This is a genomic window from uncultured Azohydromonas sp. (genome assembly GCF_937926365.1).
Classification (GTDB): Bacteria; Pseudomonadota; Gammaproteobacteria; order Burkholderiales; family Burkholderiaceae_C; genus Azohydromonas.
Map to the genome: position 1 here is coordinate 1 of NZ_CALAOH010000097.1, position 13964 is coordinate 13964.

11 protein-coding genes and 2 pseudogenes are annotated in these 13964 nt (G+C 67.9%); 2 read left to right on the forward strand and 11 right to left on the reverse strand.

Annotated elements, in window-relative coordinates; all coding sequences use genetic code 11:
* The 7 genes and pseudogenes from Q0741_RS10010 to badH all read right to left on the reverse strand — a co-directional run.
* Positions 1 to 139: pseudogene (locus Q0741_RS10010) on the reverse strand (electron transfer flavoprotein subunit beta/FixA family protein); the annotation flags it as partial.
* Positions 140 to 248: 109 nt separating this feature from the next.
* A pseudogene (locus Q0741_RS10015) lies at positions 249 to 377 on the reverse strand (4Fe-4S dicluster domain-containing protein); the annotation flags it as partial.
* 67 nt (positions 378 to 444) lie between these two features.
* A complete protein-coding gene (locus Q0741_RS10020) occupies positions 445 to 1605 on the reverse strand; it encodes an acyl-CoA dehydrogenase family protein (RefSeq protein WP_298233055.1) in 1161 nt (386 codons plus the stop codon).
* Positions 1606 to 1670: 65 nt separating this feature from the next.
* Positions 1671 to 2675: a tripartite tricarboxylate transporter substrate binding protein gene (locus Q0741_RS10025; RefSeq protein ID WP_298233056.1), complete on the reverse strand. Its 1005-nt coding sequence runs from the start codon at positions 2673 to 2675 to the stop codon at positions 1671 to 1673.
* 150 nt (positions 2676 to 2825) lie between these two features.
* Positions 2826 to 4814 carry an AMP-binding protein gene (locus Q0741_RS10030; RefSeq protein WP_298233057.1) on the reverse strand — a complete coding sequence of 663 codons (1989 nt, stop codon included), beginning with the start codon at positions 4812 to 4814 and terminating at the stop codon, positions 2826 to 2828.
* Positions 4815 to 4834: 20 nt separating this feature from the next.
* Positions 4835 to 5617 (reverse strand): 2-ketocyclohexanecarboxyl-CoA hydrolase, encoded by a 783-nt coding sequence (gene badI, locus Q0741_RS10035; protein WP_298233058.1) that lies wholly within the window; start codon positions 5615 to 5617, stop codon positions 4835 to 4837.
* Between the two features lie 28 nt (positions 5618 to 5645).
* Positions 5646 to 6413 (reverse strand): 2-hydroxycyclohexanecarboxyl-CoA dehydrogenase, encoded by a 768-nt coding sequence (gene badH / locus Q0741_RS10040; protein ID WP_298233059.1) that lies wholly within the window; start codon positions 6411 to 6413, stop codon positions 5646 to 5648.
* 134 nt (positions 6414 to 6547) lie between these two features.
* Here badH and Q0741_RS10045 point away from each other — a divergent pair, with 134 nt between their 5' ends.
* Positions 6548 to 7078: a MarR family winged helix-turn-helix transcriptional regulator gene (locus tag Q0741_RS10045; RefSeq protein WP_298233060.1), complete on the forward strand. Its 531-nt coding sequence runs from the start codon at positions 6548 to 6550 to the stop codon at positions 7076 to 7078.
* 234 nt (positions 7079 to 7312) lie between these two features.
* Here Q0741_RS10045 and Q0741_RS10050 read toward each other — a convergent pair whose 3' ends face one another.
* Genes Q0741_RS10050 through aliB form a run of 4 tightly spaced genes read right to left on the reverse strand, consistent with a single transcriptional unit; the run spans position 7313 to position 11979 of the window.
* The gene (locus Q0741_RS10050) at positions 7313 to 8089 is read right to left on the reverse strand and encodes an enoyl-CoA hydratase (protein WP_298233061.1); all 777 of its coding nucleotides are present in this window, start codon (positions 8087 to 8089) and stop codon (positions 7313 to 7315) included.
* Between the two features lie 17 nt (positions 8090 to 8106).
* Positions 8107 to 9102, reverse strand: a complete 996-nt coding sequence (locus tag Q0741_RS10055) for a tripartite tricarboxylate transporter substrate binding protein (protein ID WP_298233062.1) — start codon at positions 9100 to 9102, stop codon at positions 8107 to 8109.
* 45 nt (positions 9103 to 9147) lie between these two features.
* Positions 9148 to 10791 carry a cyclohexanecarboxylate-CoA ligase gene (gene aliA, locus Q0741_RS10060; protein ID WP_298233063.1) on the reverse strand — a complete coding sequence of 548 codons (1644 nt, stop codon included), beginning with the start codon at positions 10789 to 10791 and terminating at the stop codon, positions 9148 to 9150.
* A gap of 36 nt (positions 10792 to 10827) precedes the next feature.
* Positions 10828 to 11979 carry a cyclohexanecarboxyl-CoA dehydrogenase gene (gene aliB / locus Q0741_RS10065; RefSeq protein ID WP_298233064.1) on the reverse strand — a complete coding sequence of 384 codons (1152 nt, stop codon included), beginning with the start codon at positions 11977 to 11979 and terminating at the stop codon, positions 10828 to 10830.
* 836 nt (positions 11980 to 12815) lie between these two features.
* Between aliB and Q0741_RS10070 the strand changes: the two genes are divergently transcribed.
* Entirely contained in the window at positions 12816 to 13946 is a 1131-nt protein-coding gene (locus Q0741_RS10070) for a hypothetical protein (protein WP_298233065.1), read from the forward strand.
* The last annotated feature ends 18 nt before the right edge of the window (positions 13947 to 13964 follow it).

Consider the following 13964-nt stretch of genomic DNA (forward strand, 5'->3'; position numbering starts at 1 on the left):
CCGCCTCCTCGACGGCGATCTCGTCGAAGGGGTTCATGCTCATCTTCACGCCGGCCAGGTCCATGCCCGAGCCGTCGGACTTCACGCGCGCCTTGACGTTGTAGTCGATCACGCGCTTGACGGCGACGATCACTTTCATCGTGGAAACTCCTTTTATTCCAAGTTCATTTCGGTCGTGAAATGACCCGTTCGTACTGACCCTTCGATACCTCAGGGCAGGGTGCGCCCTGTGCTGAGGTATCGAAGCATCAGGACGAACGGAATACTTCGTTAACAAGCGCGACTTGGAGCGTGACCCAGGTGATGTTCTGCATCGGGTCCTTGATGTCGCAGGTCTTGCAGTGCAGGCAGTTCTGGGCATTGACCTGCAGGCGTTGAACCTTTTTCCAGCACCACCACCGACACCTCGCGGGCCGCCGCGGCGGCGAGCTGCTTGAGCCGGCTTCAGTCCCGGCCCACCAGCTCGCGGCCGATGATCATCTGCTGGATCTGCGTGGTGCCTTCGTACAGGCGCAGCAGCCGCACGTCGCGGTAGAAGCGCTCCACCGGGTACTCGTTGATGTAGCCCGAGCCGCCGTGCACCTGCACGCCGCGGTCGGCCACGCGGCCCACCATCTCGGTGCAGAACAGCTTGCAGCACGAGGCCCGCATGCTCACCTGCGGATCGCTCTGGCCCACGGGCTTGGCGTCGTAGCGCAGCGCGCAGTCCTGCACCATGCTCCAGCCGGCATAGAGCTCGGCCTGGCTGTCGGCCAGCATGGCCTGGATCAGCTGGAAGTCGCCGATGCGCTTGCCGAACTGGCGCCGCTCGCGGGCATAGGCGACCGACTCGTCGAGGATGCGCTGCGCCATGCCGCAGGCCACCGCGGAGATGTGCAGCCGGCCGCGGTCCAGCACCTTCATGGCTGTCTTGAAACCCTGGCCCGGCTTGCCGCCGATCACGTTGGACGCCGGCACGCGCACGTTGTCCAGCAGCACGTCGCAGGTCTTGGTGCCGCGCTGGCCCATTTTCTTGTCGGGCTTGCCCAGGCTCAGGCCGGGCAGGTCTGCCGGGACGATGAAGGCCGAGATGCCGCCGGGGCCGGGGCCGTCGGTGCGCGCCATCAGCGTGAAGGCGCCCGCGCGCGGCGCATTCGTGATGAAGCGCTTGCTGCCGTTGAGCACGTAATGGTCGCCCACGCGCTCGCCACGGGTCTTGAGCGCGGCCGAGTCGGAGCCGGCGTCCGGCTCCGTGAGGGCGAAGGACATGACCAGCTCGCCCGTGGCCACGCGCGGCAGGATGACGCGCTTTTGCTCCTCGGTGCCGTCCATCAGGATGCCCTGCGAGCCGATGCCGACGTTGGTGCCGAACACCGAGCGGAAGGCCAGCGAGGTGTGGCCGATCTCGTAGGCGACACGGCATTCCTGGCTCATCGACAGGCCGATGCCGCCGTATTCCTCAGGGATGGAGATGCCGAACAGGCCCATGGCCTTCATGTCCTCGACGATGTCGGCGGGCACTTCGTCGTGCTCCTCCACCGCATCCTCGGCGGGCATGAGGCGCTCGCGGACGAAGCGCTGGACGGATGAGAGCAACAGCTCGAAGGATTCGTTGTCGATGGCCATGGTGGGGTGCCTCGGGGAGAAGGAACAAAGGTTCAGCGGTGGTCGAGAACGGGCCGGCGCCTGGCTCACTCGACGATGATCTTTCGGTCCTTGATGAGGGCCGACAGCGTCTTGCCTTCATCGGCCAGCAGCTTGCGGAAGGCCGCCTGCTCCAGCGGAGCCGGCTCGGCGCCCAGCTCGGCGAAGCGCTGCTTGACCGCTGGCGCCGCCAGGGCCTTGCTCAGCTCGCGCGAGAGCCGCTCGGTGATCTCGGCCGGCACCTTGTTCGGTGCCCAGATGCCGAACCAGATGTCCAGGCTGGCGTTCTGGATGCCCAGGTCCGCATAGGTCGGTGCGTCCGGGAAGAAGGGCGACTTGCGGTCGCTGGCCACGGCCAGCAGCTTGACCTTGCCGCTCTTGATGTGCGGGAAGGCGATGCCCGGATCGAACACGAGGTCGGCCTGACCGCCCATCACGTCCTGCAGGGCGGGCGCGGAGCCGCGATACGGGATGTGCGTGATCGAGGCGGCGGTGCTTTGCACGAACAGCTCGCCGGCCAGATGGGGCGGCGTGCCGGTGCCGGACGACGCGTAGCTCAGCTTGGCCGGTTGGGACTTGGCCAGGGCGACGAGTTGCTTGGCATCCTTGACGTCCAGTGTGGGACGGGCCAGCAGGTACATCTGCATGCGTCCGAACCCCATCACGGGCGTCAGGTCGCGCGAGGGCAGGACGTTGGACTTGAACAGGGAGGGGTTGGCCGTCTCGACCGAGGTCGGTGCGACCAGGAAGGTGTAGCCGTCGGCCGGAGCCCGCGCCACTTCGCCCGCGCTCAGGTTGCCGCTGGCGCCGGGCTTGTTGTCGACGATGACGGTCTGCCCCAACGCTTCGGTGAGCGACTGCGCCAGGACGCGGGCCATCACGTCCGTGCCGCCGCCGGCGGCAAAACCCACCACCAGGCGCACGGGCTTGGAGGGCCACGCCGCGGTCTGGCTGGCCGCGGGCAGGGCCGCTCCCACCAGGAGCGCGGCCGCGCACGCGGCCACCGAGCGGCGCGGCAGGCAACGAATGGTTCGACTGGGCATGGGGATCATGGATGTCTCCTGATTTCGGCGAGCGGCTGACGAGCCAGCCAGGGTTTGCTCGCCGGCCAGTGGGCGAGCGCGCAGGTTGAGCCGGCACCGGCCCGGAACCGGGCCGGTGCAAGCGCGTGTTGTCACGGACAGCCCCGGGGGCTGATTCGCTCAGGTCCGGTTCGCCATGGCGCCATCCCCGCGCGCCGCACGGATGGCCTCCACCGCCTCCGGGTTGACCAGCGTGCTGAGGTCGCCCACCGCTTCGCCGAGCCAGGCTGCGCGCACCACGCGGCGCATCAGCTTCGAGCTGCGGGTGCGCGGCAGATCGGGAACGAAAACCACCTTGGCCGGCTTGAACGCCCCGCCCAGTCCCGCAACGACCGCGGCCGACAGGCTCTTGGCCGCGGCATCCAGCGCGATGTCCGGCCGTGGAACGCAGACGCACACCACGGCGGTGCCCTTGACGGGGTCGGGCATGCCGACGGCGGCCGCGTCGAGCACCAGGCCCGTGCCCATCAGCAGCGCCTCGATCTCGGAGGGGCCCGTGCGCTTGCCGGCAATCTTGAGCGTGTCGTCGGAGCGCCCGTGCACGTACCACATGCCATCGGCGTCGCGGCTGGCGAAGTCGCCATGCACCCACACGTTCGGCAGGCGCGACCAGTAGCTGTCGAGGTAGCGCTCGCGGTCCCGCCACAGTCCGCGCGTGAGCCCGATGCTGGGCGTTCGCATCACCAGCTCACCGGTGACGCCCACGCTGACGCTGGCGCCTTCGGCATCGACCACGTCGGCGCCGGTGCCTGGCACCGGGCCTGCGAAGGCACACGGCTTGAGCGGGTGGATCACGGTACCCGTGAGGATCCCGCCCACCTCCGTGCCGCCGGAGTAGTTGAGCAGGGGCACACGCCGCCGGCCCACGCGCTCGAAGGTCCACTGCCAGGCCTCGGGCGTCCACGGCTCGCCGGTGGAGACGATGACGCGCAGCGAACCAAGATCCCGCTCGGCGAGCTCGGCGTCACTCAGCGACATCGACAGGCGCGCCACCGTGGGCGCCAGGCCCAGATAGCTGACGCGGTGACGCTCGATGAGCCGCCACAGGCGGTCGGGTTGCGGATAGTTGGGGGCCCCTTCCGCCAGCACGATGGTCGAGCCGACCAGCAGGCCGCCGAACACGAGGATCGGGCCGACCAGCCAGCCCATGTCCGACATCCACAGGAAGCGGTCCTCGGCCTTGAGGTCCATGCAGATCGACAGGTCCAGCGCCGTCTTGATCGGAAAGCCGCAGTGCGAGTGCACCACGCCCTTGGGCTTGCCGCTGGTGCCGGAAGTGAACATCAGCATCAACGGGTCGTCCGCGGGCATGGATTCCGTCGCCACGGCCGTGAAGTCCTCGGGAGCGCCCGCGGCGAGCTCGTGCCACCAGTGGTCGCGTCCTTCGATCCAGTCGTGCCCGGTGGCCAGGTGGCTCAGGACCACGACGTGGCGCACGCCGGGACACTGGGCCAGCGCCGCATCGACGACGGCCTTGGCGCCGGCCGGCTTGCCGCGGCGCAGCGAGCCATCGACCGTGATCACCGCCTTGGCCTGACCATCGCCCAGGCGCTGAGCCATGGCATCGGCGCCGAAGCCCGAGAACATCGGCAGCACGACGGCGCCGATCTTCGCGACGGCCAGCATCGCGGCCGCTGCGTGAGGCAGGTTGGGCATGTACATGCCCACCACGTCACCCCGGCCCAGGCCGAGCTGGCGCAGGCCCCAGCCGAGGCGGCAGACCTCGCGGTCCAGATCGGCGAAGGTCCAGCTGGACTGCGCGCCGTCTTCGCCTTCCCAGACCAGCACCGGCTGCTCGTAGCGCGCCGTGCCGCGCCGCCGGTCGATGCAGTTGAGCACCACGTTGGTCTCGCCGCCCACGCACCAGCGCGCGAAGGGCAGGCCATCACCGAGGTCCAGCACCTGCTCGTAGGGACGCTCGAACCGATAGTCGAGGAAGCGAATCAGCGCGTCGTGAAACCAGGCCGGGTCGGCGCTGGCGCGCTCGTTGAGCGACGCGAAGCTGTCCACGCCGAGCGCGCGCATGAAGCGGGTCAGGTTGGCCCCTTCCACGGTGTCCGTGTCGGGCCGCCATACGACGGGCGAGGCGTTGGAAACATCGACCTGCATGATTCGCACTCCAATCCGACTTACTTGGCGTACTTGCGGAAGTTGGGCTTGCGCTTGTCCTTCAGCGCCGCCACGCCCTCGCGCGACTCGTCGGTGTCGTAGTACAGCTTGAGGGCGTACATGCCCATGCCGGCGATGCCGCTCTGGTGGGCCGTGTCCATGTTGAAGCTGCGCTTGGCGATGGCGATCGCGGTCGGGCTGCGCTCGCAGATCTCCTCGGCCCATTGCTGCACCGTCTCGTCGAGCTTGTCGGCGGGGACGCAGACGTTGGCCAGGCCCATGGCCACGGCTTCCTGGCCCGAATAGCGCTTGTTCAGGTACCAGATCTCGCGGGCCTTCTTCTCGCCCACCACGCGGGCCAGGAACGCGGTGCCGTAGCCCGGGTCCACCGAGCCCATCTTGGGGCCCACCTGGCCGAAAATCGCCTTCTCGGAGCAGATCGTCAGGTCGCAGATCGTGCACAGCACGTTGCCGCCGCCGATGGCGAAGCCCTGCACCCGGGCGATGACGGGTTTGGGAACGTTGCGGATGGCATCGTGCAGCTCTTCCATCGGCAGTCCGATGGTGCCGCGGCCGTCGTAGTTGCCGTCGTGCGCGGACTGGTCCCCGCCGGTGCAGAAGGCCCGGTCGCCGGCGCCGGCCAGCACGATGGCGCCGACGTCGCGGTCATAGCCGGCCTTGTTCAGCGCCTTGATCAGCTCGTCGCAGGTCTGGCCGCGGAAGGAGTTCATCTTCTCGGGGCGGTTGATCGTGATCCAGGCAACCCCGTTGCGGACCTCGTACAGAATGTCTTCGAAGTTCATGTCCAGTTTCCTCTTGAGTTGCGTTGCTTCAGCCGTTCATCGTCAGACCGCCCGACACGCTCAGCACCTGGCCGGTGACGTAGGCTGCGTCGTCGCTCGCGAAGAACAGCACCGCGCCAGGCAGGTCGCCGGGCTGTCCGATGCGTCCGAGCGGGATGGAGCGCGTGAAGGCCTCCATCAGCTTTTCGGGGTTGCCCGCGCCTTCCTTGTATTCGGCGAACAGCGCGGTGTCGGTGGGCCCCGGGCACACGACGTTGACGGTGATGCCGTGGCGCGAGTGCTCGCGGGCGATGGTCTTGGAGAAGGACACCAGCCCGCCCTTGCACGCGGCGTAGACGGCCTCGCCCGAGGAGCCCACGCGCGCCGCGTCCGAGGCGATGTTGACGATGCGGCCCTTCTTGCGCGCGGCCATCCCGGGCAGCACCGCGTGGTGCATGTGCAGCGCGCCGGTGAGGTTGATGGCGATGAGCCGCTCCCACTGCGCGGGCTCGGTCTTCACGAAAGGCTTGAAGACGTCCCAGCCGGCGTTGTTCACCAGCACGTCCACCGGGCCGAGCCTGGACTCCGTGGCGGCGACGGCGGCATTGACGCTGTCGCGGTCCGTGATGTCGCAGCGCAGGGCCTCGGCCACGCCGCCTTCGGCGCGGATGTCCGCGACCACCTTCTGCGCCGCCTCCAGGTTCAGATCGAAGACCGCCACCCGGGCGCCTTCCTTGGCAAACCGGCGGCAGGTGGCCCCGCCAATGCCGCCGCCGCCGCCGGTGACGATCACGGTCTGGTTCTCGAATCGCTGCATCGTGCTTCCTTTTGCTGTCCAAGCTCTGGGGGTGAACGATGATGACCGCGTCGTGTATGGGATTTGGTCAACATGTTGACGTATATTAGGCATGCCATCGTCAACAAACAAGCCCGGTATCAACCGAGATCACTATGGTTTTCCCTAAAGAAACTCAGCAGAGAAGCCTGGAAACGAAGCTGGAACTCGCCAACAGGCTCTTCTTTCGCCTCTATCAATGCGCAAACATGTTGCACAAAACAGGCACGCGCGCTGTAGAAGACGAAGGACTGACGACGCAGCAGTGGGCCGTCCTTGGGGCGCTGTCACGCGACAAGGCGCAGGGCGGCATGAGCATGGGCGACCTGGCCCGCTACTTGATGGTGAGCCGGCAGAACCTCTCGGGCGTCATCAGCCGCATGGAGCGCGACGGGCACCTGGCCGCCTTGCCGGACCCGCGAGACCGGCGCTCTCGCCTGGTGACCATGACGGACTCGGGCCGGCATGTGTGGGAAGAGTTGGCCCTGCCGAAGATCCGGGCCTACTACGAAGAGATCCTGAGCGGCTTCTCGGTCGAGGACGTCACCCACACGCTGCACTACCTGCTCAAGATGCTGGAGAACATGCAGCGGATCGACAGCGAGCGCGGAAATTCGGACGGCAGCGGCGACGCCGAAGAGCGCTGAGGCTCGGACGGCTGGCGCCGACCTGGCAGGCCTGCAGCGGGTGTGCCATGAGAGGCCGCGGGCGGGTGAAAGACTGGTTCCAGTGCTTCGCTTGCGCTGAAAGAAGCCCTGTTCGCCCTGAGCCCTTCGACGGGGCTCAGGGCGAACGGTGAGCTTTCACTTTCGCTTCAAGCTTGGAAACAGCCCGAGGGCGTCATGGCCGTTGGCCTCGAGGCGACCATTCGGGCGAAGGGCTCAGCGGTGTTCGAAGGCCGGCTTGCGCTTCTCGAGGAAGGCCTTCATGCCCTCGTGCGCGTCGGCGCTGGCGAAGCGCGCGTGCAGTTGCCGGCGCTCGAAATGGATGCCCTCGTTGAGCGAGGCCTCATAGGCGCGGTTCACGGACTCCTTGATCGCCATGAGCGCCGGCGCCGAGAAGCCGGCGATGGTGGAGGCCAGGGCCAGGGCCTCGTCCATCAGCCGGTCATCCGCCACGACCCGCGACACGAGCCCGTAGCGGTCGGCCTCGTCGGCATCGAGCATGCGCGCCGACAGGCACATGTCCATGGCCTTGGCCTTGCCGATGGCGCGCGGCAGCCGCTGGGTGCCGCCGGCCCCGGGCATCAGCGCCAGCTTGATCTCCGGCAGCGCGAAGCGCGCGCTGTGCGCGGCGATGACGATGTCGCACGACAGGGCCAGCTCGCAGCCGCCGCCCATGGCAAAGCCGGCCACGGCGGCAATGACGGGCTTGCGCACGCGCCGGATCGTCTCCCAGTTGCGGGTGATGAACTCGCTGCGGTAGACGTCGATGTAGTTCCAGTCGGCCATGGCCGCGATGTCGGCCCCGGCGGCGAAGGCCCTGGGGCCGCCAGTGATGACGATGGCACCGATGCCGTCGTCGCCGTCAAGCTCCAGCAGCCTCTGGCCCAGGCCGTCCATGACTTCGTCGTTGAGGGCGTTGAGCTGTCCGGGGCGGTTGAGCGTGACGATGCCCACGCGGCCGCGGCGCTCGAAGAGGATGGTCGGTTCTTGCATGGGAGGGTCTTCCAAGGTCAGTCGATGGCGATCTTGCGATCGCGGATCAGCGCGCTCAGCACGCGGCCCTCGTCGGCCAGCAGCTTGCGAAACTGGGCCTGGTCCAGCAACGCCGGCTCGGCGGCAAGCTCAGCGAAGCGCTGTTTCAGCCCCGGCTGCGCCAGCGCCTTGGCCAGTTCCTTGTTGAGCCGGGCCACGACCTCGGGCGGCGTGCCGTTGGGCGCCCACAAGCCGAACCAGATGTCGAGCTCGGCCCCGCTGATGCCCTGCTCGGCCAGCGTCGGTGCGTCCGGGAAGAAGGGCGAGCGCCTGGTGCTGGCAACGCCCAGCAGCTTGACCTTGCCGCTGCGGATGTGCGGGAACGCGATGCCCGGGTCGAACACGACGTCGGCTTGGCCCGCCATCACGTCCTGCAGCGCCGGCGCGGCGCCGCGGTACGGGATGTGCGTCATGAAGGCGCCGGACTGCTGCTTGAACAGCTCGCCGGCCAGATGCGGCGGGGTGCCGGCACCGGCAGACGCATAGGACAGCTTGCCCGGATGGGCCTTGGCCCAGGCGACAAGTTGCCGGGCGTCCCGGGCCTCGATGCCGGGTTTGGCCACCAGGTAGATCGCGGTTTTGCCCAAGGCCGCCACCGGCGTCAGATCCTTGGCCGGATGGAAGGCTGCCTTGAACAGCGAAGGATTGGCCGTCTCCACCGAGGTGGGCGCCACCAGCAGCGTGTAGCCGTCGGGCGTGGCCTTGATGACTTCGCCGGCGGCGATGTTGCCGCTGGCGCCGGGCTTGTTGTCCACGATGACGGTCTGCCCCAGCGCCTCGCCCAGGGCCTGGGACACGACCCGCGCCATCACGTCCGTGGTGCCGCCCGGCGCGAAGCCGACGACGACACGGATGGGCCGGGCCGGCCATTGCGACTGGGCCGAGGCCATCGATGGCGCAGCCGCCATCCACAGCGCCGAGGCTGCCAGGCCCAGCAGGGTGCGGCGCTGCAGGCAGCGCGTCATCTTGGTCATGCGTGTCTCCCGGTGTTGTTGCGTCATCAAGCAATGGCCGCTTGTTCAGAGCGAGCCGTCGTTGAGCATCTGGCGCAGCTTGAATTTCTGCACCTTCCCTGACGGCGTGGCCGGCATCGCGTCGCGCACGATCAGCCGCTCGGGGATGTACTGGAGAGCGATCTTCTGGGCCTTGAGGAAGGCGACCATGCTCTCGAAATCGAGGTGCTGCCCGGCCTTGGGTACGACGATGGCGCAGGCGCGCTCGCCCAGGCGCTCGTCCGCATAGGCAACGATGGCCACCTGCGCCACGGCGGGGTGCTTGTAGAGCAGCGCCTCGACCTCCAGCACCGGGATGTTCTCGCCGCCGCGGATGATCACGTCCTTGCTGCGTCCGCTGATGCGGATGTAGCCGCTGGCGTCCATGCGAGCCAAGTCACCGGTGTCGAACCAGCCTTCGGCATCGGTGCCGTTCAGCTGAGGGCGCTTGAGGTAGCCGCCGAAATTGGAGCAGGAGCGCACCAGGAGCTTGCCCACCTGGCCCGCGGGCAGTTCCTTGCCGTCGAAGTCCACCACCTTGAGCTCGACACCGGGCAGCGGGCAGCCGTCGGTGGAGAAGGCCAGTTCGTCGGGATCGTCGAGCTTGATGAGCGTGACGGCGCCGTTCTCGGTCATGCCCCAGGCCGACACGATCTTGGTGCCCAGGGCGGCGCGCGCCTGCTCGACCAGCGGGCCGGGGATGGGTGCGCCGGCACAGAGGAAGGTCTTGAGGCTGGGCACCGGCTGGCCGCTGTCCTGAACCGCCTTGGTCAGGTCGGAGAGGAAGGGCGTGGAGGCCATCGTGAAGGTGACGCCCTCCGCCCGGATGACTTCCGCGGCCTTGCGTGGGTCCCAGATGTCCTGCAGCACCGCGCCGGCGCGTAGCATGATCGGCATCATCAGGCCGTACATGAAGCCCGTCTGGTGCGCCATGGGCGAGGCCATCAGCACCACGTCGTGCTGGCTCAGGCCCAGGCGCTCGGCATACGGCACGATGTTGGCCATGAGGGTGTTGGCCGAGTGCAGCACGCCCTTGGGCTCCCCGGTGGTGCCCGAGGTGTAGAGCAGTTGGGTGATGTCGTCCGGGCCTGGCCTGTGGCGGCCGAGGATGCCCGCGGCGTCCGAGCCGCGCTGCGCGTCGTGGCCCGCCAGCAGGGCATCGAAGGCATCGGGGCCTTCGCCGTCCACCACGATGATGTGCTGCAGCGAGGGCACGGCCGGCTTGAGCGCGCGCGCCATGGTCTCGTGGTCGAAGCCGCGGAAGACCTTGGGCACCACCAGCAGCTTGGCCTCGCCGTGGTTGAGCATGAAGCTCAGCTCGCGCTCGCGGAAGATGTGCATCAGCGGATTGAGCACGGCGCCGATGCGCGAGCACGCCAGGTACAGCGCCGTGAACTGCCACCAGTTGGGCAGCTGGATGGCCACCACGTCGTTGCGGCCGATGCCCCGCTGGGCCAGGCCGAGCGCAATCCGGTCGGCCGCCTCGCCCAGCTCGCGGTACGTGAAGCGCCGCAGCTCGCCCGTCTCGACCCGAAGGGCCGTCAGGGCCAGCTTGTCGGGATGCGCGGCCACGCAGGCATCGAGCGCGTCGTTGATGGTGCGGTCGTGCCAGTGGCCTTGCGCGACGCTGCGCGCGCGGCGCGGCGGCAGCAATACGGCGTCGAAATCCATGGGCTGTCTCCTTCCTCGGTGGATGAACGGACGGGTTCAGGCCGGTACGGCGCCGCGGCCGGCACGGGTACGGGCGATGATGGTTTTCATGATCTGGGCCGTGCCGTCGCCGATCTGGAAGCCCAGCACGTCGCGCAGGCGCTGCTCCATCGGGCCGCGGTCATAGCCGCCATGGCCGTGCATGAGCAGGCACTGGTGCACCGCGTCGTAGGCCAGCTTCGGCGCCCACCATTTGCACATCGCGGCTTCCGCGCTGTGCGGCAGGCCCTTGTCCTTGAGCCACAGCGCCTGCAGGCACAGCAGCCGCGCCGCTTCGACCTGGGTGTCGTAGTCGGCCAGCGGGTGCGACACGCCCTGGAAGGCCGACAGCGGCTTGCCGAAGGCCTGGCGTTCGGCCACGTAGCCCCAGGTTCCCTCCAGCGCCACGCGCGCCACCGCCAGCACCTGCAGCCCGATGAGCGCGCGCGAGTAGTCGAAGCCCTGCATCACCTGGACGAAGCCCTTGTTCTCGTCGCCCAGGCGGTGCGTCATGGGCACGCGCACGTTCTCGAAGAAGATGGAACCGCGACCGATGGCGCGCTGGCCGTGGCAGTCGAAGCGGTTGCGCGTGACGCCGGGCAGGTCCAAGGGCACCAGCAGCGCCGTCACGCCATGGGCTGCGGACTCCGGCGTGCCGGTGCGGCCGAAGACGACCGCCGCGTCGGCCTGGTCGGCGGCGGAGATCGAGGTCTTCTCGCCGTTGAGGATGTAGCTGTCGCCGTCGCGCTCGATGCGCAGGCGCAGGTTGGCCGCGTCGGAGCCGCCGCGCGGCTCGGTCAGTGCGATGGCCAGCAACGCCTCGCCACGCGTCAGCCGGGTCAGCCAGGGCTTCACGATGTCGGGATCGCCGTGTTGCGACAGGATCTGGCCGTTGAGCGAGGCCAGCAGGTTGATGTAGGAAATGCTCAGATCGGCGCGAGCGATTTCCTCGTGGATGACACCGGCCGCCAGCACTCCCAGCCCCTGGCCCCCGTACTCCTCTGGCAACTCAGGCGCGATGAAGCCCATCTCGCCCATCTCGCGCATGAGTCGGCGGTCGAGCACGCGGGTGGTGTCGCGCTCCTGGAAGCCCGGTGCCACGCGGTCAGTCGCGTAGCGCCGCGCATGGTCGGCCAGTGTCGCCAGGTCGTCATCGAGGTACGGATTCATGGGTAGTGCGTGTCGTTGGGGTGAGGCATGCCCTGGCGCGCTTCCTTGCGAAAGCGCGCCATCAGGCGGTTCTGTTGAGGGGACGGGTCCGCGCTTACATGGCGAACCTGCGCAAACCCGGCTTGGGCTGGTCCTTGAGCTCCGACGCGCCGTCGCTGTGCCGGCCCTCCTGGTCAAGCCAGCAGCAGGCCGTCCCGCCGATGCCGCCGGTGGGGATCGCGGACCGCTTTTCGCAACGCTGCATCACGCTTCCTTTCGCATCCATGGTCTGGGCGTGCTCAATGTCGAGTACGTCAGACACCTGGTTAGGTAAATATATTGACTTATCGTAGGCGTGCCATTCCGAATAAACAAGCCAAGTGCCACAGAAACGGTTTGTGGTTTTCCCTAACCCATGAGGCGTTGAAATGCAGGCAACAAGCCGATGCCCTGGCTTCAGACGGCCATCTGTCGCCTGGATATATGCAAACAGCTTGCGTCTGAGTGGCTCACGAACCGAAGAGGACCAAAGGCTGGCGGTGCAGCAGCTGGCTGTCCTCGGGGCGCTGTCACGCGACAAGGCGCGGAGCGGCAAGAGCATGGGCGACCTGGCACGCGCATGCTGAACGCTCACGGCGCTGCCGCGCGTCAGGCCGCGGCGTCGAGCTCTACCAATGGTCTCCAGAGCGAAGACACCGCCGCCGTGACGCACCAGGGCACACTCCGTGGCGGCGCAAGGAAGCGGCACCAATGCCGTATTGCATGCGCCCGGCGTGGGGCACGGAGGTGAGGGTGGTTGAGGCAAGAGAGGAAAAAGGGCAGGGCGCGGTTCGGCGGACATCCAGCGCATTGCCACGATGACGGCTCGCAAGCATGTGCGCGCCTGGGCACAGTTGCGCTTGCTGTGTTGCTCCGGCGTGCCCGTGATGAGCGTGGTGCCCGAGGTCTGCGCGATCGCGCGTGAGCTGATGCCGGAGTCGGTCGGTGCGCTTTTCCTGACCGATGGCCAGGGGGTGCCGCACGCCTTCTTCCATGAGGATTCGCCTCCATCCGTACAGGCACTGTTCCGCAGCGAGCCGCAGCTGTTCCAGGGCGACGGCGAGTACAACGTCTTCCGACTGGTCGGCGACGTGGGCGCACCGAAGCTCGGCCAGTTGCTGGCCCCGCCACCCGAGTACTTCGCAAGCAACACGTACCAGTTGCTGGTGCGAGGCTCCGGCCATCACCATGCGCTCGATGCCCGGCTTGAGCCCGATGGCCAGAGAAGCGGCTTGCTCAGCGTGTTTCGCCCGCCCGGACGCGGCTTTGATCGGCAAGACCTGTCGCACTTGCAGCGCATCGCACTTCATGTGGAGCATGCGTTGCGTGTCGGCGTGATGCCCGACGAAGCCAGCTCGGCGGCGCACTGGACCTGCGAGGCAGAAGCCATGCTGGTGGCCAACGCTGCGGGACGGGTGGTTTTCGCCAGCAGCGAAGCGCAGGCCCTGCTCGAAAGCCTGCCCTTGTGCGGCGCGGTCTGGCCAGATCGTCGCAGGATGCCCGCCCTGGGTTCCGCACTGCTCGAGCGTCTCCATGATGCTGAGCAACATCCCGGCTCTCTGCCCTATGCCCGCTGGCCGGTGCCCGGCGGCGTGCTGGTCGCCCATGCGCAGTGGCTGGGACTGCAGGGGCAGGCTCCTTCGCCGGCTTGTCTGGACGTCGGTGACGGCCGGGCTGCCGACGGCCTGGTGGGCATCGTGCTCAAGCGGCTCGTACCGGACCCGCTGCGCGTCTGGCGTGCCCTGACGGCAACGAAGTTGCCGCCGCAAGCACTGGAGGCCGCGTACTGGTTGGCGCTGCTTGGTCAACGCGACAAGGTTCGGGAGCGCATGGCGCTCAGCGAGTCCATGATGAAGGACTGTCTGAAGGCCGTTTATGCGGAATTCGGCGTGAGCTCGGTAGCCGAGGTCGCGCAAGTCTTGCGAACACCCAGGGCGCTTGCCGCTTGAACGCGCGCGGGGCCACCG

Bases quoted from the DNA above. Each gene is read 5' to 3' on its own strand.
- Q0741_RS10020 (WP_298233055.1), bottom strand. From the start codon at position 1,605: ATGGCCATCGACAACGAATCCTTCGAGCTGTTGCTCTCATCCGTCCAG.
- Q0741_RS10025 (WP_298233056.1), bottom strand. From the start codon at position 2,675: ATGATCCCCATGCCCAGTCGAACCATTCGTTGCCTGCCGCGCCGCTCG.
- Q0741_RS10030 (WP_298233057.1), bottom strand. From the start codon at position 4,814: ATGCAGGTCGATGTTTCCAACGCCTCGCCCGTCGTATGGCGGCCCGAC.
- badI (WP_298233058.1), bottom strand. From the start codon at position 5,617: ATGAACTTCGAAGACATTCTGTACGAGGTCCGCAACGGGGTTGCCTGG.
- badH (WP_298233059.1), bottom strand. From the start codon at position 6,413: ATGCAGCGATTCGAGAACCAGACCGTGATCGTCACCGGCGGCGGCGGC.
- Q0741_RS10045 (WP_298233060.1), top strand. From the start codon at position 6,548: ATGGTTTTCCCTAAAGAAACTCAGCAGAGAAGCCTGGAAACGAAGCTG.
- Q0741_RS10050 (WP_298233061.1), bottom strand. From the start codon at position 8,089: ATGCAAGAACCGACCATCCTCTTCGAGCGCCGCGGCCGCGTGGGCATC.
- Q0741_RS10055 (WP_298233062.1), bottom strand. From the start codon at position 9,102: ATGACCAAGATGACGCGCTGCCTGCAGCGCCGCACCCTGCTGGGCCTG.
- aliA (WP_298233063.1), bottom strand. From the start codon at position 10,791: ATGGATTTCGACGCCGTATTGCTGCCGCCGCGCCGCGCGCGCAGCGTC.
- aliB (WP_298233064.1), bottom strand. From the start codon at position 11,979: ATGAATCCGTACCTCGATGACGACCTGGCGACACTGGCCGACCATGCG.
- Q0741_RS10070 (WP_298233065.1), top strand. From the start codon at position 12,816: ATGACGGCTCGCAAGCATGTGCGCGCCTGGGCACAGTTGCGCTTGCTG.